This is a genomic window from Kocuria rhizosphaerae (assembly GCF_044462265.1).
Taxonomy (GTDB): domain Bacteria; phylum Actinomycetota; class Actinomycetes; order Actinomycetales; family Micrococcaceae; genus Kocuria; species Kocuria rhizosphaerae.
This window is the reverse complement of record NZ_JBISWL010000033.1, coordinates 16,450-38,233: the sequence shown is the minus strand read 5'-3', so window position 1 is coordinate 38,233 and position 21,784 is coordinate 16,450. Positions and strand designations below refer to the sequence as shown.

The following is a 21,784-nucleotide window of genomic DNA, read 5'->3' as shown; positions in this document are numbered from 1 at the left end:
GATCAGCCGCACGTGCTGCTCCGCCACGGCGGTGGCGAGCTGGTGGATCCATCCCATCCAGAGCTCCTCCGGGAGGTGGGGCGTGCAGGGCCGAACGGAGAGCGGGAGGGCAGGAACGTCCGTGCCGACTTGCTGCCCTCCGCCCGCCCGCCCGCGTCCCTCAGTGCCCTTTGAAGGCCTCCGCGAGCCACCAGGCCCCGCCGTCGGAGGCGATCCGGGCGTCGATCACGAGCGGCCGGTCGCGGGGCCCCGCGACCCACTCCGTGACCGCCGCGAGGTCCTCCCGGGTGCGCACGACGACGCCGGCGGCGCCGTGGCCCCGCGCGATGGAGGCGATGTCGGTGACCGGGAAGCGGACGATGGCCAGATCCTCGTCCTCCTGGGTGTCGAAGTGGTGGACCTCGGCGCCGTAGGCCGAGTCGTTGTAGACGACCACCACCAGGGGGATGTTCTCCCGGACGGCCGTCTCCAGCTCCGCGATCGCCATGAGGAAGCCGCCGTCCCCGGTGCCCAGCACCGGCAGCCGGTCCGGGCGGGCGGTCGCCGCCCCGATCGCCGTGGCCAGGCCCAGGCCGATCGACTGGAACGCCTGGGTGAAGCAGAAGCCGAACTCGTCGGGCACCCGCAGGTAGGTGCTGGGGTAGCCCATGAAGTTGCCGGAGTCGATCGCGACGATCCGCTCGGCCGGCAGCAGCGTGTCGAGCTCCTTGCTGAGCACGCGCGGGTCGATGGACTCCGCGGTGGAGAGGTCCTCGGTGTCCACCGTGTTCCACCGGGCGTGAGCGGCGATCCGTTCGGCCGTCTCGGGTGTGCGCAGGCCGGTGCTCCGGTGCCCGGCGGCGTCCAGCAGTTCGAGAGCGGCCGTGGCGGTCCGGGCGCAGTCGCCCAGCACGCCCAGGTCGATCGGCCGGTTCACCCCGAGCGCGGAGTCCTCGAGGTCGACCTGCACCACGGTGGCATCGGGACCGATGAGTGCTCCGTGGCGCATGGTCCACATGTTCAGGGCGCACCCCCAGCCCACGACGAGGTCGGCGTCGGAGATCGTGGCCGCCGTGAACGGAGAGGAGAAGCCGCCGGAGATCCCGAGGTTGAACGGGTCGTCCTGGAACAGGCCGTGTGCGACCGCCGAGGTTGCCAGCAGGGCCCCGGAGGCCTCGGCGAGTGCCGCGATCTGCGGGCCGGCGGTGCGCCCACCCCGCCCGGCCACGAAGACCGGGCGCTCGGCGCGGCCGATCAGTCCGACGAGGCGCTCGACCACGGCGGCGTCCGGGCGCACCGCCTGCGGCGGGTCCAGCGGCCGCAGCTCTGCCGCGGCGTGGTCGACGGGAGCCGCCTGGAGGTCCGTCGGCAGGGACAGCACCACGGTCCGGCGCTCGTTGACGGCCGTCCGGTAGGCGCGCACGGTGTCCGCCAGCGCACTGGCCGGGGAGTGGACGCGCTCGGCCACCGCCCCGACGCTGCGCGCCAGCGCGTCCTGGTCGATCCGGAAGTTCGAGCGCACCGCGGCGGCGGCCGTGTCGGCGGTCAGCACGATCATGGGCGTGCGGCTCTTGGCGGCCTCGCCGATCCCCGTCACGGCATTGGTCAGCCCGCAGCCCTGGTGCGTGGAGACCACCCCGACCCGCCCGGACATCCGTCCGTACGCGTCGGCCATGGTCGCGGCCCCGCCCTCGTGGCGGGCGGCGGTGAAGGGCACGCCCGCCCGGCGCAGGGCGTTGGTCACCGTGAAGTTGCCGCTGCCGACCACGCCGAAGACGTGGCCGGCGCCCAGCGCCGCGAGGGTCCGGCCGACCAGTTCCGCGACGTCGGCCGCCGGTCGGTTCTCGGGCTCCGGCGCGACGGCGTGGTGGGTCGCGCTCGTGGTGGTGGTCATGGCTTCTCCTTCGGGACGAGCCGTGGCCGGGGGGGGCCCGGCCACGGCGATCGGGGACTGAGATCAGACGGACGTGGAAGAAACCGTCGCTTGGCCTTCGACGGGAACCGACGGCTTGCGTCGGACCGTCGGGAAGCGCGGGATGAGGGCGACGGCGATCGCGGCCACCACTGCGACGAGGGCGAAGACGATGAAGTTCCACTGGAAGGGCAGGGCCATCGAGCCGATCCAGCCGCCGATGAGCGGGCCCGAGATCGCGCCGATGCGGGCGAAGGACAGGGCCCAGCCGGTGGCGGTGGCGCGGGCGTAGGAGGGGTAGTAGTCGGCCACCCAGCCGGTGAGCACCAGGGAGGTGGAGATCGAGCCGATGCCGGCCAGGGCCACGAACACGTAGTTGATCACGATGTTGTTGGGGAACATCAGCAGCAGGATGCCCATCCCGCCGAGCAGGTAGAAGGTCACCAGGATCAGCTTCTTGCCGTACGCGTCGGCCGCCCGGCCCAGCACCATGCCGCCGAAGGCCGAGGCGAGGCTGAAGACGGCCAGGAACGTCAGCGAGGAGCCGAGGTCGTAGCCGGCCGAGCGCATGATCGAGGGCAACCAGGTGTTGAGGCCGTAGACCAGGACCATGCCGCAGAACAGGGAGATCCAGAAGAAGACCGTGGCGCGCAGGTAGCCGCCGGAGAACATGGCCGCCAGGGACTGCTTCCAGCTCACCGACTGGATGTCGGCGCCGGTGGCGTGGGTCGGGGTCCAGTCCTTCTCCACGAAGGGTGCCACGCGCAGCCTGTGGGCCAGCTGCCCGGCCTCGGCCTTGCGCCCCTTGCTCATGAGGTACTCGATGGATTCCGGGACGATCCACGCCAGCAGCGGCAGCAGCAGCAGCGGCAGGGCGCCGACGCCGATCACCCAGCGCCAGCCCAGGGTGGGCAGGATGGCGATCGCGACCAGGGCAGCCACGAGAATGCCGAAGGAGTAGCCGGAGAACATGACGCCGTAGTTGAAGGACCGGCGTTTCGGGGCGGAGTACTCGATGGTCAGGGCTGCGGCCACGGGGAGGACCCCGCCCATGCCCAGGCCGCCGAGCAGCCGGAACAGGCCGAACAGTTCCGGTGTGGGGGCCAGCGCGGCGCCCAGCTGCATGGTGGTGAAGAGGGCCACCGAGACCAGCATCATCTTCTTCCGGCCGATGCGGTCCGAGAGCGTGCCGATGGTCATCGCGCCGATGAGCATTCCGATCAGGGCGTAGGACCCGAGACCGCCGAGCTCCAGCGGAGTGAGGCCCCACGGCTGGTACTCGGCCAGCGCCGGCAGGACGGCGCCCAGGACGCCGACGTCGTAGCCCTCGGCGAGGATCACCAGCCAGCAGGCGAACAGCACCGTGTTCGTGGTCTTCTGTGGAACGGGCCAGTGGGTGGAGGTCGGAATTGCCATGGTCACCTTGTCCTTGCTTCGCTCGCGTGCCGACGGGCCGGAGGTTCGGATGGAGTGTGCAGAAGTAGTGTGCCGCGAGTCACAGTATGCTCTATACATTACGTTCGTCACAAGAGCGCAATGGGCGATTGAGGGGCACTTTCCGGAGCCGTCCGACGCGCGGGCGCGCAGAGCCCGGAAGGCGTCCGGGGGTGCGGGCTCCGGTCGCGTCGGCGTTCGGGAGGGCCCGGCGGTCTCCGCCGGACTGGTCCCGGCCGGTGCGGATGAGCAGCCTGTCGCCGGTATCGCCGCAGTCGTGCCGGGCGATGCCGCTCCCGGGGCGGGTCAAGCTCGTTATAGTGAAGTCACGGCTCCTGTCACCACAGGTCAGGCCGCAATGGCAACGACATCAGGCGCCATCCACGGTGAGCGTCCTGCGGGAGGACCCACGGTCCTCCTGCGGGGGACCGACGATCCGACTCGGTCACCCGGTGGCCGCACCACCCGGCCGCAGTGCTCCCAGCACGAGGAGAACGCAGCCCTCGGACGCCCGACATCCCGCGTGGGACAGGTGCGAGAAGGCGTTGACCCGCCACCCGAGAAGAAAAGGAACCGATGAGCTCCACACCAGACGACCACCACCCCTCCAAGGCTGCCGACGAGAACACGGTGGAACCATCGGCCGCTGCCGGTGACGCCTCCGACGGGCTGGCCAATCCCGAAGCCGCTGAGCAGTTCCAGCAGGCCGTCGAGCACCGCTTGATCGACCAGGCACGCGAGAAGTCCGACACCGATGAGGAGGAGGCTCCCGAGACGGAGCCGGAGGAGGACAGCCCGGTGCGCATGGACAACCCGGAGTAGATCCCGACGGGCTGCTCGGCTCGCCCCGGTGTGGCGTGGCCGGGGGACGGCCGGGTCCGCGGCGGCGTAGCCTAGGGCGTCCGGGACCGGCCACCTCGTCGTCGTCCCCCGCCCCTCAAGGAGACACCGACCGTGGAACCCGAACCGCTGGAACCCCTCATGCGCTTCCTCGCCGTGGACCGCGCCGAGGACCTCCAGGAGCTGGCCGAGCGCATCCCGGGTTCCGGTTTCGTCTGCTTCTACCCCAACGACGAGGAGTACGAGGGCTTCCTCGACGGCGCGGGGCGGTTCTGGCTGCGCGGCGACGACGCCACGCCCGCGAAGAAGCTGCTCGACGTGCTCGAGCCGCCGTTCCGCGTGGCCTACCCCGTCGCACCGGCCGTGACGGGCAACGAGGAGTCGGTGGTCTCCGCCGGCGTCCTGCACACCCCCGAGGAGCTGGCGGCCTACCGCGGCCGTTTCTTCGACGCGGACGGGGGCGTGGACCTGGACCACCAGGCCCACGCCATCGACGCGAACGGCCAGCACTGGACGCTGATGAGGGGCGACACCTCGGAGGAGGTGGTCGCGGTGTGCTTCGCCCGGGACGAGCGGGGCGAGGCGTTCTCCGCGCAGACCCCCTTCGACGCGGAGGAGCTGCCCCTGCCGGTCACCGTCGTCGAACTCGACTGAGACCCGCTCCGGTCGCGACGGGAGGTCGTCATGAAGCATCCCTTCCCCACCGTGCGTGACAGCCGGTCGAGGAGGGTCTAGCTTCGGGGAGCATGACCGTTCAGCGGATGGACAACGTCGCCGTCGTCGTCGAGGACCTGGACGCCGCCGTCGCCTTCTTCACCGAGCTCGGCCTGGAGGTGGAGGGCAGGGCGCAGATCGAGGGCCAGTTCGCCGACCGCGCCGTCGGGCTCGACGGCGTCCGCAGTGAGATCGCGATGATGCGGACCCCCGACGGCCACGGCAGGCTGGAACTGACCAGGTACGTCACTCCTGCGGCGGTGGGCGCCCAGCCGCAGGATCCGCCGCCCAACACGCTGGGCCTGCACCGCGTCATGTTCGCCGTGGATGACATCGACGACACCATCGCCCGCCTGCGCGCCCACGGCGCCGAGCTGCTCGGCGAGGTGGCGCAGTACGAGAACACCTACCGGCTCTGCTACCTGCGCGGGCCCGCGGGCATCGTCGTCGCCCTGGCCCAGCAGATCGGCTGACGACGACGGCGGCGCGCTCCGCGGGGAGCGCACCGCCGTCGTCCCGGTGCGGGGACTGTGCCGGTCGGGGCCTACGCCCGCCCGGCCGGGGCCTCCTCGGGCGCCTCGACCAGCGGCGCCGGAAGGTCGTCCTCGGGGGTGGAGCGGGTCGCCGGGCCGTCGAGCTGCTGGATGTCCTGGCCGGAGCGGTCCTTGGACGCCAGCAGGGCGACCAGACTCATGGCGGAGAAGGCGATCCACAGACCGGCGACCAGCCACAGTGATCCGCCGCCGGCGATGACCAGCGCGGTGGCGATCATCGGGGTGAAGCCGGCGCCCAGGGTGGAGGCCAGCTGGTAGCCGATCGAGGCGCCGGAGTTGCGCACGGAGGTGGGGAACAGTTCGCCGGCGAAGGCCCCGTAGGGCCCGGAGGTGAAGCCCTGGACCACGGACAGGCCGAGGAAGATCGCCAGCATGAACGCCACGGTGGAGCCCATGTCCAGCAGGGCCATGACCGGGAAGGCCAGGATCATGGCCGCAATGTTGCCCCAGATCATGACCCGGCGCCGGCCCAGCCGGTCGGAGAGCCTGGAGGCGATGATGACCATGATGATGGTGCACACACCGGCCAGGGCCTTCATGTTCAGCACCTCGGACGGGGCCAGCACGGCGTGCTGGACGGCGTAGGAGATCGCCCACGCGCCCATCAGGCCCTGGGCCATCTGCCCGGACAGCCCGGCGCCGACGGCGATGAGCAGGGACCTGGGGTGCTCGCGGAACAGCTCGGCGGCCGGGACGCGGCGCTTCGTGGTCTCGGCCTTGGCGGAGAGCTCCTGGAAGACCCGGGACTCGGAGACCTTCATGCGGATGAAGATGGCCACCCCCATCAGGACGGCGGAGAACACGAACGGCACGCGCCAGCCCCAGGCGAGGAACGCCTCCTGCGGCAGGGTGAACATGGCCGAGAGAATCAGGGTGCCCAGGATGGTGCCCGCCGGAGCGCCCATGTAGGCGAAGGCGGAGGCGAATCCGCGGGACTCCTTCTTCGAGTTCTCGAAGGCCAGCAGCATGGCCCCGCCCCACTCGCCGCCCACGGCGATGCCCTGGAACAGGCGCAGGGTCACCAGCAGGATGGGTGCCCACACGCCGATCTGCTCGGACGTGGGCAGCAGGCCGATCAGGGTGGAGGCGATGCCCATCATGAGTACGGTGCCGACCAGGATCGCCTTGCGGCCGATCTTGTCGCCGAGGTGGCCGAAGACGAACCCACCCAGGGGCCGGGCGATGTAGCCGACGGCGAGGGTGCCGAAGGAGACGAAGACCGCCAGGTGCGGGTCCATGCCCGCGAAGAACACCTGGTTGAAGACGAGGCCGGCGGCGGTGGCGTAGAGGATGAAGTCGTAGTACTCCACGGCGGTGCCGAGGAAGCTGGAGAACAGGATCCGGCGCATCTCGCGCGGGGAGGCGTGGTAGCTGCCTCCCGGTGCGGCGGGCGAGTGGGTGTGTGCGGTCATGGTGTTGTCCTCAGGGTCTCTAGTGTGCGGTGGCGGCTGCGGTGACGCCAGGGGCGTTCAGGGAAGCGGTGTCCGGGGCCCGGCCGAACGGGATGTTCTCCAGATCGTCCGGAACGCTCAGCGGCCCTTCGAAGGTGGTGCGGGCCTCGGCCCACGCCTCCGGCGGTGACCAGCTCGGCACCAGGTGGTGCAGCGCGAGGTGGCGCGCCCCGGCCCGGGCGGCGATCGTGCCCGCCTCGGCCGGGGTCGTGTGGGCCCTGCGGTGGTGGTCCATGGTGGCCTGCAGCATCTGCTCGTCCGTGTACTGGCGGGCCAGGACGTCCAGGTTGATCGCCTCGTGCAGCAGGAGGTCCGTGCCGCGGGCCAGGCGCACCGTGTTGTCACACGGAGCCGTGTCGCCCGAGATCGTCACGGAGCCCGCCTCGGTGTCGAAGCGGAACGCGTAGGCGGGCGCCGTCGGGTGGTGGGAGACGAGGATCGCGGTGACGGTGACGAGCTCGTCCCGGAACACCTCGAACGGCTCCATGTCCGGGGCCACGACGGTGTCCGGATCGAAGCCCGTGCCCGCCGGCAACTCGATCTCCCGCGCCGCGAACTGCTCGGCCGGGCTCCTGGCGAGGGAGTCGAAGATCCGGTCGTTGCAGTCGGTGGCGTAGGCGGTGAGCAGGCCCTCGACCAGACCGGCGACGCCCGGCGTCGGCCGGTGCGGCGCGACCGGCGCCGGGATCGAGGTGGCCCTGGGTGAGAGCGGTGGAAGCCGGCCCCTGTCGCCGGGTCCGACGACGGGGATCGGCCCGCGGCGGTGGTTCTTCAGCTCGAAGGCCCCGAAGAGCAGCAGCGAGGGCAGGTCGACCGTGTGGTCGGAGTGCATGTGCGTGATGAACACGCCGCCCAGGTCGGCCATCCGGAGCCCGGCCGCGGCGGCCTGGCGGCCGGCGCCCTGGCCGCAGTCCACGAGGTACCAGGTGCCGTCGACGACGACGGCCGTGGCGATGCCGGCGCGCGGGGCGCCGTGGTGGTCCGTCCACCAGCGAGGACCGCCGGCGGTGCCGAGGGTGATGACGTGAGGGAGGTGCTGGCTCGTTCGCATGGTGCCGTGCCTTCCGGTCGGGGTTTTTCTCCTGTCTTCGAGAATCGTGGCGCCCATCACATTTGTCGAACTAAAATAACTGCTGAGACGAATAAGGAGGGCTTATGAGTGAGGTCACGCTGCGGCAGTTGGAGTACTTCGCCGCGGTCGCGGAGACGCTGTCCGTGACGGAGGCGGCCCGGCGCTGCCACGTCTCCCAGGCGGCGGTGAGCCTCGCGCTCGTCCAGCTGGAGGATTCCGTCGGTGCGACCCTGGCCATCCGGCGGCGCGGCAAGGGAGTCGCGCTCACCGCGGAGGGCCAGGTGGTCGCGACCCGCGCCCGTCAGGTGGCCGACCAGGTGGCGGACCTCGCCTTCGCGGTCGACCGGGTGCACGGCCAGCTGTCCGGGCGGTTGGTCATCGGGGTGTTCAGCACCCTGGCCATGCACGTCGTCCCGCCGCTGGTCGACTGGTTCACCTCCCGCCATCCCCAGGTGGAGCTGGACTTCGTGGAGGGCACGGGGCCGGAGGTCCAGGAGGCCATGCTGGCCGGTCGTCTGCAGCTGTGTGCGGTGTACGAGGCCCAGGTGCTCTCCGACTGCGCGGCCGAGGTGCTGCGGGAGATGAAGCGGCAGGTCGCGCTCAGCCCGGAGCACCCACTCGCGGCGCAGGAGGCTGTCAGTCTGGCCGACCTGGCGCCGTATCCCGCCATACTCGTGGACGAGGAGCCGGCGTTGCAGCGCAACCTTGCCGAGTTCGCCCGTGCCGGCGTGGAGCCGGACGTGCGGTGGCACTCGGCGAGCGTGCAGGCCATCCAGAGCGTCGTGGGCCGGAACCTGGCCTACTCCCTGCTGATGCAGCCGGTCGCCACCAGCCCCGAGGGGCGGCCCCTGGTGTTCCGGCCGCTGGCCGGGGACATCCCGACGAACTCGGTGATGGCGGTGCTGCCGGCCGGCGTCGCCCCCAGCACGCTGGTGGAGGAGGCGCTGACGGCCCTCCGGGCCCACTGGGGACCGGAGGACTGAGTCCCGGTCCCGGCCGGGCTGCCCGCCCCGGTCCGCGAGGAGGCAGGCGGCCCGTCCGCGGCTGCGGGGACCGGCTATCCGTGCAGGTCGCGGTAGGCGGCCGCGGCGCCCGGATGCAGGGGAATGCCGAACGTGTAGATCAGGGACCGCGGGTCCAGGTACTGCACGCCGACCGTCCCGGAGGGGACGAGCTCCGCGGAGCGCCGGACCAGGACCTCGACCACGCCCCGGGCCACCTCCTCCGGCAGCCCGGACCGGGACACGAGCAGGGTGGCGACGCCGATGGACGGGACCTCCCGCGTGGCCCCGTAGATCCCCCGGGGAACGGCCGCGGCCTGGTAGACCTTCCCGTACCGCTCCTGCAGGACGCCGAGCTCCCGTGACAGGTCGACCAGCCGGATCCCGCTCCCGGTCCCCGGGGCCGCTCCGGCCTCCATCTGCGGGTTCGGGACGCCTCCCGCGAACAGGGCGGCGTCCACGGCGCCCTCGTCCAGGGCGCGCCGCAGCCGCGTCAGGGGAATGTCGACGAGTTCGACGTCGTCGAGGTCCATGCCGCCGGCGCGCAGGACACGGTGGCCGACGTGGGAGGTCCCGGACCCCTCCCGCCCCAGCATGACGGTCCGCCCGCGCAGGTCGGAGATCGTCCGGACCTCGGAGTCCCCGGGCACGGCCAGCTGCACGTAGCTGAGGTACATCCGCCCCATGGCGCGCAGGTCCAGCTCCGACTCGAGGGCGACGTCGGCGAGGACGAGGGCGAGGTCCACGGCGCCCTCGCCCAGCAGCTCCATGTTGTCCAGGGAGCCGTCCGTGGTCCTCGGGGTGATCGAGAACGCCGCTCCGGAGCGTTCCACGGCCCGGCTCAACAGGTGGGCGAACTCGTAGTAGAAGCCGCGCTCCTCGCTGGCGCCGAGAACGTGCGCGGGCCGTGGCGCGGAGCAGCCGCTCAGACCCACCCCGGCCGCCGCGAGGAGGCCCAGCAGGTGGCGGCGCGTCAGTGGAGCGGCCCGGTTCATGATCGCTCGACCCGCGTGCCGGGCTCGGCCGTGCCGGCGGGCGGGCCGCCGGAACCCCCGACGGCGTCCTCGGCACCCTCTTCGGCGCCGTCGTCGGCGTGGCCGGCGGCCCGCGGAAGGGCGACCCTGACGGTGAGGCCACCGCCGGGTGTTCCCACCAGGGCCAGCCGGCCGCTGTTGGCCGTGACCAGGGCGTCGACGATGGCCAGCCCGAGTCCGGTGCCCGAGGGCGCCGGACCCTGCTCGGCGGTCCGCGCGGTGCCGCGGAAGAACCGCTCGGTGAGCCGGTCCAGGTCCTCGGCGGCCACTCCGGCGCCGTCGTCGGCCACCTCGACGGTGATCCCCGGGGTGGGGAAGGACGGGTCGTCGTGGCGGTGGATCCGGACGGTGGCCGTGGCACCGCGTCCCGCGTACCGGCAGACGTTGTCCAGCAGCACGTCGAGGATCTGCTGGAGGTCCTCGGCGCTCGCCGCCGCCCAGGACGCGGTGTCCACCTCCGGGGCGACCAGGGTGACGCCGGCCCGCTGTGCCGTGTCGAACCAGAAGTCCACCCGGTCGGCGGCCACCAGGGAGGGCAGGCAACGGCGGCCCGCCCCGGAGGAGTCCCGGGGCAACTCGGCGGAGGAGAGCGCCAGCAGGTCCTGGAGGAGACCCTGGAGGCGCTGCGACTCACTCACGGCGCGCTCGAACCCCGCCCGGCCCCGGGGCGGCACCAGGGGAGCGAGGGTGTCCAGGCGCAGCTGGAGGGCCGCCAGCGGATTGCGCAGCTGGTGCGCGGTGTCCGCGATCAGCCGGCGCTGGGCCTCCACCGCGTGCTCGACGGCGGAGGCCATGGTGCCGAAGGAGCGGGACAGGGCGCGCAGCTCCGGCGGGCCGGTCTCCTCCCGGCCGTCCGACCCCGGGCCGCCCGGCTCCGGGGGAGGGGCGAAGGGAAGGGTGTCGGCCAGCGTCCTGATGCGGTGGCTGAGCCGGTCCAGGGGCCGGAGGACCCAGCCGCTCACGGCCACGGCCAGGACCCCGAACAGGACCAGGGCCGCCACCATCCCCAGGCCGATCAGCAACCAGCGCACACCGATGTCCGCCCGGGCCTGCTCGGTCGAGGCGACGATCACCACGGCGCCGTTGACCTGCGTGCCGGTGCCCACGGACTGGGCGAACACCACGCTCTCGGCACCCCACGGGGTGAGGACGTCGGGGGTGGACGGGCGCTGGTTGCGCAGGACGCTGTTCACGGCGTCGGCCACGCGGGTGTCGTCCGGGGCCGCGCCCGTCGAGAAGGACCCGGTCCCGCGGGTGGAGACCACGGCCACGCCCTCGGCGTAGAGCTCGTGGTAAGCGTCCATCTCCTCCTGCACCAGACCCTCGGCGCCGGTGCGGACGTAGTCCTCGGCGAGCCCGGCGAAGCGTTGCAGGTGGGCCTGGCGGCCGGCCACGAACTCCCGGGTGCGGGCCTCGGCGGTGCTCAGGGCCAGCGGCACCGCGAACGCGGTCACCACGATCGCCCCCAGGACCGCCAGCACCACCAGCAATCGCGTGCGCATCGCGTCGGATCACCCGGTCCAGCGGTACCCGAAGCCACGGATCGTCTCGATCAGTCCGGGGCGGGCGAGCTTCGAGCGCAGTGCCGTCATGTGCACGTCCAGGGAGCGGGAGAAGGCCACGAAGGCGTCACCCCACAGCCGGTCCATGAGCTGCTCCCGGCTCACCGCGGCGCCGGGGGTCTCGACCAGGACGGACAGCAGGTCGAACTCCTTGGTGGTCAGTGGCACCCGGTCCCCCGCCACGGTCAGCGACCGGGCGTCGACGTCGATCACCACGTCCCCGAACGTCAGGACACCGGTCCGTGGGGTGCTGCTCTCCGGTGCGGCCCGCCGCCGGACCGTGTCGATGCGGGCGAGCAGTTCGCTCATCCGGGCCGGTTTCACCAGGTAGTCGTCGGCGCCGTTGTGCAGCCCGCGGACCACGGAGCGCTCGTCCTCGCGGGCGGTGAGGATGATGATCGGCATCCTCGACACCTGTCGCAGACGGCGGAGCACCTCGATCCCGTCCAGGTCCGGGAGACCGAGATCGAGGAGGACGATGTCGAACTCGAGGTGACGGATCAGGATGTCCTGGCCCCGTCCCAGGTGGACCGCCGTCATCCAGTGCGCCTCCAGTGCGTCTACCAGGGCGTCGGCGACCCCCTCGTCGTCCTCGACGACCGCTACGCGCATCTGTACGGTGACTCCTCTCCGGCCCTCAGCGGTGCAGGAGGACCTGCACCGCTGAGGGGGTCGTTCCGGCCAGTGTAGATCCGGGCCGGTGGGCCGACAGGGCCCACCGCGTCCGGCTCAGCCGCCGAGGAACGGCGCGATCGTCTTGACCAGCTGCTGGCCGCCCAGGACGGCGAACAGCAGGGCCGTGATGCCCAGGGCGATGTTGGTGTGCAGCTTGTTCGCCCACTGCTTGGGGATCCGCTTGCCGTTGAGCAGTCCGAGCAGCGTGAGGGCGAGGAAGGGCATGAACAGCGACCCGAGCACCCCATAGGCCAGGATCAGGCCGATGGGCTGGCCCAGGGCGAAGAGGAGCATCGGCGGGAACGTCAGCCACAGCACGTAGAAGCGGAAGTACTTCCCGCCCACCCGGGTGTCCGGGTGACCCGACTCCTTGCCGCGGATGTTCCCCCAGAAGTCGGCGAACATGAGGGAGACGCCGTTCCAGACTCCGATGATCGAGGAGAACGACGCGGCCCAGAAGCCCACCAGGAAGCCGGTTCCGACCACGTCGCCGTACTCGGCGCGCAGCACGGCGTAGAGGTCCAGCAGGCCCTCGTCCCCGGAGCTGAGCGCCAGGCCGGCGGAGCGGACCACCTCGGCGCCCACGACGAGCATCGCGATGACGAAGACGCCCGTGACGACGTAGGCCATGGAGTTGTCGATCCGCATGACGCGCATCCACTTGGGCGTGAACCAGCCCTTCTCGCGCAGCCAGTAGCCGTAGGCGGCCAGGGTGATGGTGCCGCCCACGCCGCCGGCCAGGGCCAGGGTGTAGAGCACGCCGTCCTCGGGGATCATCGGCACGAGGCCCGTGAGCATCTCCGGGATGTTGGGGGTCGCGATGACCGCCAGTCCCACGACGGTGACGAACATCAGGCCGACCAGTGCGGCGGTGATCTTCTCGAAGGTGGCGTACCTTCCGAACCACACCATGACGAAGCCCAGCAGGCCCATGACGATCGCCCACGCCCAGAGCGGGAGGAAGGGGAGGACCGCCGCGAGGGGCAGGGCGGCGGAGGACATCGCCGTGGCTCCGTAGACGAAGCCCCAGAGCATGATGTAGGGGCCGAAGTACCAGGTGGTCCACCGGCCCAGGGAACGCCAGCCCTCGAAGATGGTCCGGCCGGTGGCCAGGGTGAAGCGCCCGGCGCCCTCGACCAGGATGATCTTGAGGATCACCCCGAGGATGACCGCCCAGAGCAGGCCGTAGCCGTACCGGGAGCCGGCCACCAGCGTGGCGACCATGTCGGCGGCGCCGACGCCCGTGGCGGCGACCACGAGGCCGGGTCCCACGATCTTCCACTTGGCGGGGGCCCCGCCGTCGTCGTCCGTTCGCGCCTCGTGGGCCGCGAACGCAATTTCTGTGTTCTCGCTCATGTATTTCCTCGAGGAATCGGTCAATGGAATGCCGTGAATTCCGGCACCGGTCTGCACGGGGGCATTGATTCGCGGCATCGCCGCTCGTCGCGGGAGGATCCAGGTCTTTCCGGGCGCGCGAGGGTCAATGAAATGCGTCGAAGAATTCACCCCTGCGGCGCCTGCTCGCAGGGGCCCGCTGTGCTCCCGATCACCTTACCGGGGGAATGCGTGAGTCATTGCCTAAGGGAATGTTAAGAAATTCCCCGGCTACCCCTCCGGGCGCCCGGACACCGGTATCAGGGCGTCGTGACCGGCCGTCCGGGGAGCATGCGCTCCAGCAGCTCCCGGCAGGTCCGGTAGGCCTGGTGCTCCGGATCGGCCACCGCGAAGTGGTCGCCGGTGACCACGTGCAGCTCGGCCGGATCCCCCGCCGCCCGCGCCGCCGCCACGTAGTCCGCGGACAGCGCGAAGGGGATGGTGTCGTCGGCCGGGCTGTGCACGGCGTGCACCACGGTGCCGATGGGCAGGGCGCGCACAGGGTCGGCCAGGTGGAAGGACCGGCCGGGAGCCGCGCCCATGAGGTTCCGGACCGCGTCCTCGCCCAGTCGCAGCCGGTCCGCCGCGGCCAGGTCCAGGACCCCGGCCAGGCTGACCACGCCTCTCGGCGACACCCGGGGCCCGGCTCCCGGGGCGTCCGGGGGCAGCCGGTGGCGCCCCGCCGCCCACACGGCCAGGTGCCCGCCGGCGGAGTGGCCCAGGAACGCCACGCGGTCCATGTCCAGAGCGTGGGCGTCGGCCAGCTCCGCGAGGTGGTCGATGCCGGTGCCGATGTCCTCGAACGTGGCCGGCCAGCCCCCGGCCCCGCCCGCCCCGGTGCGGCCCGCCCGGCGGTACTCCAGGTTCCACACCGCGAACCCGTGCTGCGCGAGGTCCTCCGCCACCGGAGCGACGAGCTCGGCCGTGTAGGGGTCCTGCCAGTAGCCCCCGTGGACGACGACCACGACGCCCCGGCGGGGCTCCGCCCCGGGGAGATGCAGGTCTCCCCACTGGTCCGGATGCGGGCCGTAGCGGAGACGCCGCGACGCGCTCGGCCGCGAGCCGGAGGCCCGAGCGGTCATGGGCGTCCTTCCTGCGGCTGGAGCGGCTGTCCCACCCTGTGGTCGGCGACCTCGTTCGGAGCCGCCACGTCGCCGGCGGTCGTCCTCACAGCGCCTGCACCAGGACGAGCACGGCGCCCAGCGTGGACGCGCCGAGGCCCACCCGCCTCACGACGCGCCGGTTGATGCGTGCGTTGACCGCACCGGAGGCCGCGAAGCCGAGGAGCACGGCGGGGAAGAGGACCGCCGCGAAGAGCAGGGTCCGCCGGTCGATCGACCCGACCGCGGTCAGCGCGACGAGGGCCATGAGGGCGCCGATCAGGAAGAAGGCGCTCATCGTGCCGCGCATCCTGGCGCGCGAGGAGCCGTGCCACACGAGGGCCATGGGCGGCCCGCCGATCGACGTGGCCGTTCCCAGCAGGCCGGAGGCGGCCCCGGCGGCGGCCACGGCGCCCGGCCGCGGCCTCGGCTGCCAGCCGCACACGCTCAGCAGCACGGCGAGCAGCACCGTGCACGCCAGGACGAGGGCCAGCGTCCGGGCCGGGAGGGCGGCCACCAGCAGCGCTCCGGCCACCGTGCCGGGGACCTGCCCCGACACGGCCCAGCCGACGTCCTTCACGTCCACGGCGGCGCGGTCCCGCAGCACGCCGAGCACGGTGAGCCCGGCGGCCAGCAGCACGATGGAGCCGGGCAGGAGCGTGGGGTCCAGCAGGGCGATCACGGGAGCGGCGAGCAGGCCGATCCCGAAGCCGATCGCTCCCTGGAGGCAGGACGCCACGCCTACCACGAGCGCGGCGACGGCGAGCTCCATGCCGGTCACGGGGCACCTTCCGGTGGGGGACGGGGATGGATGCATTCTGCCACTGCCGCGGACACCTCGGGCCGCGCGCACCGTGCCGAAAATCGCCGCCGTCTCCGCGAGGGCGGTCTCCACGGCGGACGCGGTGTCCGGCTCCGCGGCGGCGTGCAGCCGGGCTCGCGTCCCCTCCAGGGGGACGCCGCGCAGGACCGGGACCCACTCGCCGTGCCCGGCGGGGTCCGGGTCGGCGCTCGCCGGTGCGACGATGGTCCGCATGACCTCTCGTCCTGGTGCCCTGTCCCGCTCGACCGACCCGCAGGGCCGGGGCGGGACGGCGTCGCGCAGACTGTCCCGGCGGCTGGTGCAGTTGTACGCCGGCCTGGTGCTCTACGGGGTCTCCATGGGCCTGCTGGTGCGGGCGCAGCTCGGCGTGATCCCGTGGGACGTCCTCCACCAGGGGCTGTCCCGGCAGCTCGGCGTGAGCATGGGCACGGTCGTCGTCGCCCTCAGTCTCCTGCTGCTCCTCCTCTGGATCCCGCTGCGCGAGCGGCCCGGACTCGGCACCATCAGCAACGCGCTGGTGGTCGGGGTGGTGCTCGACGCGACCCTGGCCGTGCTGCCGCCGGTCGAGGCGATGCCGCTGCGCGTGCTGCTCGTGGTCACCGGCGTGCTCCTCAACGCGGTGGCGACCGCCGGCTACATCGGCGTGCACCTCGGTCCGGGCCCGCGTGACGGGCTGATGACCGGTCTGGTGCGGCGCACCGGGGGATCCGTGCGTGTCGTGCGCACTTCGATCGAGGCGACCGTGGTGCTCGTCGGGTGGCTTCTCGGAGGATCCGTGGGCCTGGGTACCGTGCTCTACGCACTGGCCATCGGACCGCTGGTCCAGGTCCTGCTGCCCAGGCTGAGTGTTCGGCTCCATGCCTGACGCCGCTGCCCTCAGGGGAACCTCGCCGGGCGTCGTCGACGCGGCATGCAACAGGCTCCGCGGATGTCCGGATGACCACCGCACCGGACGGGCGCGGAGTCGGAGGAGCGTCATGGAAACAGGCACTGGCGCCGACACGGACGGTGCGGGTCAGCCCGGCAAGGAAGCCGATACCCCACAAGAGACCCCGGAACCTGCCCGCGAAGTGAAGGAAACGTTCCGGTTCGGCGAGCCGGCCGTTGAGAAGATCTCCTCGCTCGTCCACGGCGCCGGCGCATTCCTGCTGCTGCTGATGCTGCTGGTCGCGTGGAGGCTTGGTCTGTTCGACCCCGCGACAGAGGTGCGGAAACAGGCCTCGTGGACATCGTCACCGACTCGGACGGGCGAAACGGAAACGTCCCGCCCGACACTGTCGGGCGGGACGTCGCTGGTCGCCCGTCCTAGAGCTCGGCGACCCTCATGCGGGCTGCGGCGGCCCGTGCGATGACCCGGGCGTTGCCCTTGTCCTGGACCGTGACGATGCGGTCGTCCTCGTACGGGATCCGGATGCTGTAGGTGCCGTCGGCGTTCTCGGTCATCAGCTTGTCGGCGGCCTCTGCGAGGCTCTCCCGTCGCTGGGGCGCAATCTGCGTCATGGGGTTCACTCCCCTCTGCGGGCCCGGGGGAATCTCCACCTGGGGCACTGTCTCGGCGCGTCCGGCGCGCTCTTCTCATTGTACGGGCGGGCCGTGCGCGCCGCGATGATCTCCTCGAACAAGGTCTCCAGCATCACCCGGTCCTCGTCCGCGGCCAGTGGGGACTTGCTCAGCAGGGTGAGGGCCTCCACCCCGATGATCGCTTTCTCCTCGTCCTCCGCGGAGGCGTGGTCGATGGCCCACTGGGTGCGGCGCCACCACTCGGCTCGCTCGTCAGCCTCCTTGTGCTGCCTGTCGGCTTCCTCGCGCTGCTTGTACGTCTTCCAGGCGATGACCGCCGCGATGACCGCAGAGACGAACAGCAGCACGGGGCCGAGACCGGTGCCCAGGGCCCGGAGCACCTCAAGCCACATCGGCAGCTGTGCGTCGCTCATGGTGACGAGTCTGCCAGGGCCGGCGGCGGTGCCGTCGCCGCTGTCACCGCTGTCAGGGCGTCTCGGCGCAAGAGATCTCCACGGCCGGCCCCTCCACCATGGACGCTTCCTCGAAGGAGCGCAGTGCGACCGGGAGCAGGCGACAGTTCAGCAGGCGGGACACCTGACCCAGGGGGCCGGCCACGACGCGGGCATGAGGTGGTGCCGCACTCATGGACTCCATGACCGACACCCTGCGTCCGACAGTGCCGCCGCACTCGATGCCCCACGCCTTTCCGCGGACGATCACCGACGCCGCCACGAACTGGTGCAGCGCGTCCACGACTACGGCTGACCGCGTCCCGGGCCCGGCATGGCGCACCACGGCTCGAATCGGCGCCCAGTCAGGCCACAACGCCGTCCGCGCTGATAGGTTCCCGACCATGATGACCGCATCCGTCCTCACCGCCTCCAGCCTCGTCGAGCCCGGCTCGGCCACCAGTGTCGTCCTGTTCGTGCTCGTGACCCTGGCGGTCGTCGGCGCGGTCGTCACGATCATCGTCCGCACCCGCCGCCAGCAGCACGGGGACCAACCCGGCCCCGGGGACGACGACCGAGGGCCGGGCGAGGGCACGGCCGGAGACTGACGCCCGTTCAACCTCGCCGGCGTCCGCCGATGGGAAGGAGACCCCCGTGGCCGACCTCGTGGGCACCGCCGTCAGGGACGACGACGCTCGGTCTCCCGCACCGCCAGGAGGCCACCGATCAGGAACATCAGGGTCGCGCCGAGGACGACCAGGAGCGGGACGGTCCAGGTCCCGGTCGCGGAGCTCAGGGCCCCGAGCAGGGGCGGGCCGACGGTCGCGGCCAGGTAGCCGCTGGCTTGGATGCGGGCGGAGGTGGTGGCCGCCTCGGCGTCGGAGCGCACGATGCGGGCGACGATGGAGAAGATCACGGTGAACCCTCCTCCCTGGGCGACGCCTCCGACGAACGACCAGAGGACGTACCCCTGGGGCGCGACGAGGAGGCCGAGGGGAAGGGTCACCCACAGGGCTCCGATGACCGCCACCGGCGCCCACGGCGGAGTGCGGGCCGCCAGGAGGGGAACTCCGAGGGCCCCCGAGATGGCGGCCACCTGGAACAGCGAGGCACTCGCTCCCGAGGCCGCGAGGCTCAGGCCGCGGGTGTCGGCCAGCAGCGTGGGCAGCCACGCGGTGACGGTGAAGTAGGAGAACGCCTGCCCGCAGAAGGCGAGCGTGAGAAGCCGGCCGATGCGCCGCACCTGCGCCGTGCCCCTGTTCGTTCCCGGCGGGGCGGCGGAAGCGCCCGGCACCGCGGGGGAGCGGGGTGGGGTGCCGCTGCGGCGGCGGGCCACCCCCGCCCAGAAGAGCATGCCCGCTAGGGCGAAGACGCCCCAGGCGGCCAGGGCCCAGCGCCACCCGAGCACGGCGGCCAGGGGAGCGGTGCCCAGGGAGGTGATCATCGATCCGAGGTTGAGGGCGGCGGTGTAGGCGGCGGTGACCACGAAAATCCGGCGCCAGGGGACGTCGCGGCGGATGATCACCGGGACGACGATGTTGCCGACCGCGATGGCGGCACCGATGACCACGGTGCCGGCCATGACCACCGGGGCGGGTCCGGCCGAGCGGATCGCGGTGCCGGCCAGGATGCCGGCCAGGCACACCAGGACCGCGACCTCGGGGCCCGCGCGGCCGATCAGCCGGGAGGCCAGCGGTGTCGTCAGGGCGAAGAGCAGCACCGGCAGGCCGGTGACCAGTCCCGCGACCGCCGCGGAGAGCCCGAGATCGGCCTGGATCTCGATCATGACCGGTGTCGGGGCGATGATCGGCCCGCGAAGGCTCAGGGCCATCAGGACGATGCCGACGACGACCCACGGCAGGGCCCGGGGCGGGACGGGGTTCGGGCGCATGTCAGCCCTGCTGGGCGTGCGGCGGTCCCGGGACGTGCTGCCGCGTTCGGGGGCGGGCCGGGTCGACGTCGAACGGGTGCGGACCCTGCACGCCGGAGGAGAGGAGAGCCGCGGCCCCGTGGGCCGTCTGGCCTGACCGATCCATGATGCCCCGATCGTGACGCTTGCTGTGGTCTGCCTCGGTCGAAGAGTCCAACATACAGCGTCGGGTTCCGGTGCCCGGAACGCACGATCACCCGGCCGCCGCGCCTCTCCACGGCCCCGGTATCCGCGACGACCGCACTGCGGCGACCGTCGGCACGCCGCTCCTCCTCGGCTACTCCTTCAGCTGGTGCGGTGCGCGCACGAGGCGGAGATCTCGCTCCACAGGGCGTGGACCATCTCCTCGAGCTCGGCCACGAGGCCCGGCCCCCGGGCTTCGTCGAGGGGGTCCTCCAGCGGCCAGTCCCGATATGTGGTCTCCGGTTCGACGGGACAGGCGTCGCCGACGCCGAAAGTGACGACCCAATCGGCCGCCCGGACCGCCTCGTCGGTCACCGGTTTCGGGACCACCTCGGCCGGCTCGACGCCGTGCTGGGCCAGCACCTCCACCGCGACCGGGTCCACCACGGTCCCGGGGTGGATCCCGGCCGAGCGAGCCACCGCGGCCGTCCCGACGTGGTGGGTCAGCAGACCCGCGGCGAGCTGGGCCGGGCCGGTGTCGTGGGCGTCGACGAACAGTACCTGGGGCACCGTTGTCGGGGTGCCGTCCTTGGCCCCGGCCAGGGTGGCCAGTCTGGTCGCGGCGTCGTGGACGGCCATGGGCGCCAGATAGGTGTGGATCCGGGCAGTACGAGCCAGGGTTGCGTGGCACTCCGCCACGTAGCGGTGAACGAGTTCCGGGAAGAACACCCCGGCGTAGCGGGCCGCCAACGGCTCGGCCGTGCGCCGCAACACCTGGCGGTCGGAGAGATGGGTCTGTTCATTCATGACAGCTCCTCACGGCCGTGGTCACCGGACCCGCAGCCACCTCGCAGGGGCGCAGGCCGACATCGGCGGCCTCGGTCACGGCAACGCCTCGACGGAGCCGTGGACGTACCGAGGACAGCGCCATCCTGACCGATCCGGATGGCCGGCGCGTGACCGCCGCATGGCGTGGTGGTGGACAGATGCGCTGCGCCACGGCCGAGGGAGCATGATGGTCATCGGCAGATCAGTGGTGGCGGGCCCGGCAGCAGCGTTGCCGACGGTCGCCGGCGCGCCGGCCGTGGCGGGGCCGGACCACACCCATGGGAGCTGGGAGGAGCGGACCACGGAAGCCCGGAATCCGGTGCGATTCATGACCTACAACGCCTCGCTGAACCGCACGGGCGAGGGGCAGCTGCAGGCCGACTTGGCCACGCCGGACAACGCCCAGGCGCGGGCCGTGGCCGAGGTGGTCCAGCGCACCGACCCGGACGTCCTGCTGCTCAACGAGTTCGACCACGACGCCGAGGGCCGTTCCGCCGAGCTGTTCCGCGACAACTACCTCGCGGTGTCCCAGAACGGCCAGGACCCCGTGGACTACCCGTACGTCTACACGGCCCCCGTGAACACCGGCGTACCCTCCGGCCTGGACCTCGACCAGGACGGGACGGTGGGTGGCGGCGGCGATGCGTGGGGCTTCGGGCTGTTCCCGGGCCAGTACGGCATGGTCCTCTACTCCACGTACCCGATCGACATCCAGGACATCCGCACGTTCCGGAACTTCCGGTGGGCGGACATGCCCGGGAATCTCATGCCCATCGACTTCTACACCCCCGAGCAGGCCGGGCAGCTGCGGCTGTCCAGCAAGTCGCACTGGGACGTACCGGTGCGGATCGGCACCACGACCGTGCACGTGCTCGCCTCCCACCCCACCCCGCCCTCGTTCGACGGGCCCGAGGACCGCAACGGGCGACGCAACCACGACGAGATCCGGTTCTGGGCCGACTACGTGTCCGGCCCGGCGGCGTCGTCGTACGTCCACGACGACGAGGGCGGGCGAGGCGGGCTGAAGCCCGGTGACCGGTTCGTGGTCATGGGCGATCAGAACGCCGACCCGCACGACGGCGACTCCTGGCCCGGGTCCATCCAGCAGCTGCTGGAGCACCCCCGGGTGCAGGACCCTCTGCCGTCCTCCGCCGGCGGGCCCGAGGCCGCCGCTCGGCAGGGAGGGGCCAACCTGAGGCACGTCTCCGACCCCGCGTACGACACCGCGGACTTCCACGACGACCCGGCTCCGGGGAACCTGCGCGTCGACTACGTGCTGCCGTCGAGGAACCTGCGGGTCGTCCACGCAGGCGTCTGGTGGCCGAGGCCCGGGGAGCCCGGGGCGGAGCTGACCGGCGAGCACCCGTTCCCCGCCTCCGATCACCGTCCCGTCTACGTCGACGTCCACGTCGGAGGCCGTTGACGA

23 protein-coding genes are annotated in these 21,784 nt (G+C 72.0%); 8 read left to right on the top strand and 15 right to left on the bottom strand.

The genetic code is table 11. The annotated features are described in order from the left end of the window. Positions 1-160: 160 nt before the first annotated feature. Positions 161-1,873, bottom strand: a complete 1,713-nt coding sequence (locus tag ACH9EU_RS04350; protein ID WP_396412716.1) for a thiamine pyrophosphate-binding protein — start codon at positions 1,871-1,873, stop codon at positions 161-163. Positions 1,874-1,936: 63 nt separating this feature from the next. Continuing rightward, positions 1,937-3,307, bottom strand: a complete 1,371-nt coding sequence (locus ACH9EU_RS04345) for an MFS transporter (protein ID WP_396412715.1) — start codon at positions 3,305-3,307, stop codon at positions 1,937-1,939. A gap of 594 nt (positions 3,308-3,901) precedes the next feature. Between ACH9EU_RS04345 and ACH9EU_RS04340 the strand changes: the two genes are divergently transcribed. The 3 genes from ACH9EU_RS04340 to ACH9EU_RS04330 all read left to right on the top strand — a co-directional run bounded on the left by ACH9EU_RS04340 (position 3,902) and on the right by ACH9EU_RS04330 (position 5,352). Beyond that, the gene (locus ACH9EU_RS04340) at positions 3,902-4,147 is read left to right on the top strand and encodes a hypothetical protein (RefSeq protein ID WP_396412714.1); all 246 of its coding nucleotides are present in this window, start codon (positions 3,902-3,904) and stop codon (positions 4,145-4,147) included. Between the two features lie 132 nt (positions 4,148-4,279). Beyond that, complete coding sequence (locus ACH9EU_RS04335) at positions 4,280-4,819, top strand: hypothetical protein (protein WP_396412713.1); 540 nt, start codon at positions 4,280-4,282, stop codon at positions 4,817-4,819. A 92-nt stretch (positions 4,820-4,911) separates the two neighbouring features. Beyond that, a complete protein-coding gene (locus ACH9EU_RS04330; protein WP_396412712.1) occupies positions 4,912-5,352 on the top strand; it encodes a VOC family protein in 441 nt (146 codons plus the stop codon). 71 nt (positions 5,353-5,423) lie between these two features. Here the strand turns inward: ACH9EU_RS04330 and ACH9EU_RS04325 are convergent, their stop codons facing one another. Continuing rightward, positions 5,424-6,845: an MFS transporter gene (locus tag ACH9EU_RS04325; protein ID WP_396412711.1), complete on the bottom strand. Its 1,422-nt coding sequence runs from the start codon at positions 6,843-6,845 to the stop codon at positions 5,424-5,426. Between the two features lie 19 nt (positions 6,846-6,864). Next, positions 6,865-7,935 carry an MBL fold metallo-hydrolase gene (locus tag ACH9EU_RS04320; protein WP_396412710.1) on the bottom strand — a complete coding sequence of 357 codons (1,071 nt, stop codon included), beginning with the start codon at positions 7,933-7,935 and terminating at the stop codon, positions 6,865-6,867. Between the two features lie 104 nt (positions 7,936-8,039). Here ACH9EU_RS04320 and ACH9EU_RS04315 point away from each other — a divergent pair, with 104 nt between their 5' ends. After that, a complete protein-coding gene (locus ACH9EU_RS04315; protein WP_396412709.1) occupies positions 8,040-8,939 on the top strand; it encodes a LysR substrate-binding domain-containing protein in 900 nt (299 codons plus the stop codon). 74 nt (positions 8,940-9,013) lie between these two features. Here the strand turns inward: ACH9EU_RS04315 and ACH9EU_RS04310 are convergent, their stop codons facing one another. The 6 genes from ACH9EU_RS04310 to ACH9EU_RS04285 all read right to left on the bottom strand — a co-directional run bounded on the left by ACH9EU_RS04310 (position 9,014) and on the right by ACH9EU_RS04285 (position 15,738). Further along, complete coding sequence (locus ACH9EU_RS04310; RefSeq protein WP_396412708.1) at positions 9,014-9,952, bottom strand: TAXI family TRAP transporter solute-binding subunit; 939 nt, start codon at positions 9,950-9,952, stop codon at positions 9,014-9,016. Continuing rightward, entirely contained in the window at positions 9,949-11,493 is a 1,545-nt protein-coding gene (locus ACH9EU_RS04305; RefSeq protein WP_396412707.1) for an ATP-binding protein, read from the bottom strand. Before ACH9EU_RS04305 ends, ACH9EU_RS04310 begins: the two co-directional genes overlap by 4 nt. A gap of 9 nt (positions 11,494-11,502) precedes the next feature. Next, on the bottom strand, positions 11,503-12,165 hold the full coding sequence (locus tag ACH9EU_RS04300) for a winged helix-turn-helix domain-containing protein (protein ID WP_396412706.1): 663 nt from the start codon (positions 12,163-12,165) through the stop codon (positions 11,503-11,505). A 117-nt stretch (positions 12,166-12,282) separates the two neighbouring features. Beyond that, positions 12,283-13,584, bottom strand: a complete 1,302-nt coding sequence (locus tag ACH9EU_RS04295; RefSeq protein ID WP_396412705.1) for an Nramp family divalent metal transporter — start codon at positions 13,582-13,584, stop codon at positions 12,283-12,285. A 278-nt stretch (positions 13,585-13,862) separates the two neighbouring features. Beyond that, positions 13,863-14,684, bottom strand: coding sequence for an alpha/beta hydrolase (locus ACH9EU_RS04290; protein ID WP_396412704.1), 822 nt, complete (start codon positions 14,682-14,684; stop codon positions 13,863-13,865). Positions 14,685-14,769: 85 nt separating this feature from the next. Then, positions 14,770-15,738: a sulfite exporter TauE/SafE family protein gene (locus ACH9EU_RS04285; RefSeq protein ID WP_396412703.1), complete on the bottom strand. Its 969-nt coding sequence runs from the start codon at positions 15,736-15,738 to the stop codon at positions 14,770-14,772. On the opposite strand from ACH9EU_RS04285, the gene yczE reads away from it, so the two are divergent. Then, entirely contained in the window at positions 15,728-16,390 is a 663-nt protein-coding gene (gene yczE, locus ACH9EU_RS04280; RefSeq protein ID WP_396412702.1) for a membrane protein YczE, read from the top strand. The two genes, ACH9EU_RS04285 and yczE, sit on opposite strands and share 11 nt — an antisense overlap. Before the next feature lie 440 nt (positions 16,391-16,830). Here the strand turns inward: yczE and ACH9EU_RS04275 are convergent, their stop codons facing one another. From ACH9EU_RS04275 to ACH9EU_RS04265, 3 genes are read right to left on the bottom strand one after another with little or no spacing between them, the layout of a single operon-like run. After that, complete coding sequence (locus tag ACH9EU_RS04275; RefSeq protein ID WP_396412701.1) at positions 16,831-17,025, bottom strand: hypothetical protein; 195 nt, start codon at positions 17,023-17,025, stop codon at positions 16,831-16,833. Positions 17,026-17,030: 5 nt separating this feature from the next. Further along, positions 17,031-17,459, bottom strand: coding sequence for a hypothetical protein (locus ACH9EU_RS04270; RefSeq protein WP_396412700.1), 429 nt, complete (start codon positions 17,457-17,459; stop codon positions 17,031-17,033). A 52-nt stretch (positions 17,460-17,511) separates the two neighbouring features. Further along, on the bottom strand, positions 17,512-17,781 hold the full coding sequence (locus ACH9EU_RS04265; protein ID WP_396412699.1) for a hypothetical protein: 270 nt from the start codon (positions 17,779-17,781) through the stop codon (positions 17,512-17,514). Positions 17,782-17,881: 100 nt separating this feature from the next. Here ACH9EU_RS04265 and ACH9EU_RS04260 point away from each other — a divergent pair, with 100 nt between their 5' ends. Beyond that, positions 17,882-18,085: a hypothetical protein gene (locus tag ACH9EU_RS04260; protein ID WP_396412698.1), complete on the top strand. Its 204-nt coding sequence runs from the start codon at positions 17,882-17,884 to the stop codon at positions 18,083-18,085. 71 nt (positions 18,086-18,156) lie between these two features. Here the strand turns inward: ACH9EU_RS04260 and ACH9EU_RS04255 are convergent, their stop codons facing one another. Continuing rightward, positions 18,157-19,368, bottom strand: a complete 1,212-nt coding sequence (locus tag ACH9EU_RS04255; RefSeq protein WP_396412697.1) for an MFS transporter — start codon at positions 19,366-19,368, stop codon at positions 18,157-18,159. Here ACH9EU_RS04255 and ACH9EU_RS04250 point away from each other — a divergent pair. Continuing rightward, a complete protein-coding gene (locus tag ACH9EU_RS04250) occupies positions 19,367-19,504 on the top strand; it encodes a hypothetical protein (RefSeq protein ID WP_396412696.1) in 138 nt (45 codons plus the stop codon). The two genes, ACH9EU_RS04255 and ACH9EU_RS04250, sit on opposite strands and share 2 nt — an antisense overlap. 188 nt (positions 19,505-19,692) lie before the next feature. On the opposite strand, the gene ACH9EU_RS04245 is transcribed toward ACH9EU_RS04250, so the two are convergent. Then, complete coding sequence (locus ACH9EU_RS04245; RefSeq protein WP_396412695.1) at positions 19,693-20,337, bottom strand: arsenate reductase/protein-tyrosine-phosphatase family protein; 645 nt, start codon at positions 20,335-20,337, stop codon at positions 19,693-19,695. Between the two features lie 349 nt (positions 20,338-20,686). Between ACH9EU_RS04245 and ACH9EU_RS04240 the strand changes: the two genes are divergently transcribed. Continuing rightward, the gene (locus tag ACH9EU_RS04240) at positions 20,687-21,781 is read left to right on the top strand and encodes an endonuclease/exonuclease/phosphatase family protein (RefSeq protein WP_396412694.1); all 1,095 of its coding nucleotides are present in this window, start codon (positions 20,687-20,689) and stop codon (positions 21,779-21,781) included. Positions 21,782-21,784 lie beyond the last annotated feature (3 nt).

Bases quoted from the DNA above. Each gene is read 5' to 3' on its own strand.
- ACH9EU_RS04350 (WP_396412716.1), bottom strand. From the start codon at position 1,873: ATGACCACCACCACGAGCGCGACCCACCACGCCGTCGCGCCGGAGCCC.
- ACH9EU_RS04345 (WP_396412715.1), bottom strand. From the start codon at position 3,307: ATGGCAATTCCGACCTCCACCCACTGGCCCGTTCCACAGAAGACCACG.
- ACH9EU_RS04340 (WP_396412714.1), top strand. From the start codon at position 3,902: ATGAGCTCCACACCAGACGACCACCACCCCTCCAAGGCTGCCGACGAG.
- ACH9EU_RS04330 (WP_396412712.1), top strand. From the start codon at position 4,912: ATGACCGTTCAGCGGATGGACAACGTCGCCGTCGTCGTCGAGGACCTG.
- ACH9EU_RS04325 (WP_396412711.1), bottom strand. From the start codon at position 6,845: ATGACCGCACACACCCACTCGCCCGCCGCACCGGGAGGCAGCTACCAC.
- ACH9EU_RS04320 (WP_396412710.1), bottom strand. From the start codon at position 7,935: ATGCGAACGAGCCAGCACCTCCCTCACGTCATCACCCTCGGCACCGCC.
- ACH9EU_RS04315 (WP_396412709.1), top strand. From the start codon at position 8,040: ATGAGTGAGGTCACGCTGCGGCAGTTGGAGTACTTCGCCGCGGTCGCG.
- ACH9EU_RS04310 (WP_396412708.1), bottom strand. From the start codon at position 9,952: ATGAACCGGGCCGCTCCACTGACGCGCCGCCACCTGCTGGGCCTCCTC.
- ACH9EU_RS04305 (WP_396412707.1), bottom strand. From the start codon at position 11,493: ATGCGCACGCGATTGCTGGTGGTGCTGGCGGTCCTGGGGGCGATCGTG.
- ACH9EU_RS04300 (WP_396412706.1), bottom strand. From the start codon at position 12,165: ATGCGCGTAGCGGTCGTCGAGGACGACGAGGGGGTCGCCGACGCCCTG.
- ACH9EU_RS04295 (WP_396412705.1), bottom strand. From the start codon at position 13,584: ATGAGCGAGAACACAGAAATTGCGTTCGCGGCCCACGAGGCGCGAACG.
- ACH9EU_RS04290 (WP_396412704.1), bottom strand. From the start codon at position 14,684: ATGACCGCTCGGGCCTCCGGCTCGCGGCCGAGCGCGTCGCGGCGTCTC.
- yczE (WP_396412702.1), top strand. From the start codon at position 15,728: ATGGTCCGCATGACCTCTCGTCCTGGTGCCCTGTCCCGCTCGACCGAC.
- ACH9EU_RS04285 (WP_396412703.1), bottom strand. From the start codon at position 15,738: ATGCGGACCATCGTCGCACCGGCGAGCGCCGACCCGGACCCCGCCGGG.
- ACH9EU_RS04275 (WP_396412701.1), bottom strand. From the start codon at position 17,025: ATGACGCAGATTGCGCCCCAGCGACGGGAGAGCCTCGCAGAGGCCGCC.
- ACH9EU_RS04270 (WP_396412700.1), bottom strand. From the start codon at position 17,459: ATGAGCGACGCACAGCTGCCGATGTGGCTTGAGGTGCTCCGGGCCCTG.
- ACH9EU_RS04260 (WP_396412698.1), top strand. From the start codon at position 17,882: ATGATGACCGCATCCGTCCTCACCGCCTCCAGCCTCGTCGAGCCCGGC.
- ACH9EU_RS04250 (WP_396412696.1), top strand. From the start codon at position 19,367: ATGTCAGCCCTGCTGGGCGTGCGGCGGTCCCGGGACGTGCTGCCGCGT.
- ACH9EU_RS04255 (WP_396412697.1), bottom strand. From the start codon at position 19,368: ATGCGCCCGAACCCCGTCCCGCCCCGGGCCCTGCCGTGGGTCGTCGTC.
- ACH9EU_RS04245 (WP_396412695.1), bottom strand. From the start codon at position 20,337: ATGAATGAACAGACCCATCTCTCCGACCGCCAGGTGTTGCGGCGCACG.
- ACH9EU_RS04240 (WP_396412694.1), top strand. From the start codon at position 20,687: ATGACCTACAACGCCTCGCTGAACCGCACGGGCGAGGGGCAGCTGCAG.